The organism is Dialister sp., from assembly GCF_036343215.1.
Classification (GTDB): domain Bacteria; phylum Bacillota; class Negativicutes; order Veillonellales; family Dialisteraceae; genus Dialister.
In genome coordinates this window covers 1-1794 of the sequence record NZ_JAZASU010000180.1, presented here as the reverse complement: position 1 = coordinate 1794, position 1794 = coordinate 1, and the positions used below count along the sequence as shown (strand labels likewise).

The 1794-nt window shown below is 47.9% G+C and carries 1 protein-coding gene; it reads left to right on the top strand.

The window, feature by feature from the left end; translation table 11 throughout:
• Positions 1–345: 345 nt before the first annotated feature.
• Complete coding sequence (gene glf, locus VZT47_RS10195; protein ID WP_330224851.1) at positions 346–1467, top strand: UDP-galactopyranose mutase; 1122 nt, start codon at positions 346–348, stop codon at positions 1465–1467.
• Positions 1468–1794: the final 327 nt, after the last annotated feature.

Genomic DNA, 1794 nt, shown 5'->3' with positions numbered 1-1794 from the left:
TAGAATTCTAAGCCCTATGGCTTGAAGCCCTTCTCTAGCAGACATCATTTTGCTCAGGTTCAGTCAAGGCCCTGCCAGGGCATTTTGGTCGAAAAAATTTTATTATATTTCATTCTCCTACTTGACGAAGGCACACCAATTTTTTGCGGCGCACCTTCCCGAGTCCCGAATCCCGATCGATTCGGGGTTTCGAAGACAACTGTTATTTCAAAGTTTCAGGTCTTTTAGTCCCTGATGGGAAACTCGGAACTGGGAACTTATATGGGAGCTCTATTTCTAATCCCCGTTTTATTCATTTTATGCTATGATAATAATGGTATGTTGTATGAGTAAAGGAGATTGACCATGAAATACGATTATCTGATAGTAGGGGCCGGGCTTTTCGGGGCTGTGTGCGCCCGGGAATTGACGGATGCGGGCAAAAAATGTCTGGTGGTGGATAAGCGTGCCCATATCGGCGGCAATGTGTATACGGAGGCCATCGAAGGGATCCAGGTACACAAGTACGGGGCTCATATTTTCCATACGAATCTGGCCGATGTGTGGAAATATGTGCAGCGGTTTGCGACTTTCAACCGTTTCACGAATTCCCCGGTGGCCAATTACCATGGGGAGCTCTATTCCCTGCCTTTCAATATGTATACGTTCAATAAAATGTGGGGAGTCGTGACTCCTGAAGAAGCAGCGCAGAAGATTGAGGAGCAGCGGAAGGCGGCAGGAATTACAAATCCGAAGAATCTGGAGGAGCAGGCGATTTCTCTGGTGGGTACGGATATTTATGAAAAGCTCATCAAGGGGTACACGGAAAAACAGTGGGGCCGTCCCTGCACGGAGCTGCCGGCTTTCATTATCAAAAGGCTGCCGGTGCGCCTGACTTTCGATAATAATTATTTCAATGCTCTTTACCAGGGCATCCCGGTGGGCGGGTATACGAAAATGGTGGCAAAGATGCTTCAGGGGATCGACGTCCATCTTCACTGTGATTATCTGGGCATGAAGGAAGAACTGGATGCGAAGGCAGATCATGTGATTTACACAGGTCCTATCGATGCCTATTTCCACTATGATTTGGGGCCCCTGGAATACAGAAGCGTCCGCTTTGAAACGGAAGTGCTGGACAAGCCGAATTTCCAGGGCAATGCAGCGGTGAATTACACGGACCGGGAAACGCCCTGGACCCGCATCATCGAACATAAATGGTTCGAATTCGGCAAGGATGCGGATGGAAAGGATCTCCCGAAAACCGTCATTTCCAGAGAATACTCCTCCGAATGGAAGGTGGGCGATGAGCCTTACTATCCGGTGAACGATGATAAGAACGGGAAACTCTATAAAGCTTATAGAAATATGGCGGACCGGGAAAAGAAAGTCACCTTCGGCGGCCGGCTGGGGGAATATAAATATTACGATATGGACCAGGTCATCCATGCCGCACTCAATTGCGTGAAGGGACTGCTGGGGAAATAAAACTTCCGGGGCTGAAGTACGTCTGGCTTTGATCTGACAGCTGATTGAATAACTGAAATCGATCGGGACTCGGGAAACGGGACTCGGGTAGGTGGCGCTGCACAAATTGAGAAGCAGCGCCCTTTTTTATTTATTTCGGTTCCTTCCGGGGCTGAAGTACGTCTGACTTTGATCTGACAGCTGATTGAATAACTGAAATCGATCGGGACTCGGGAATCGGGACTCGGGTAGGTGGCGTATAATTTACCCAAGATTAAATAAATTCAAAAACTGACTACCCCAAATTAAATAGATGGAAATTCGAGAACGACGCCAAAAGAGAAATGC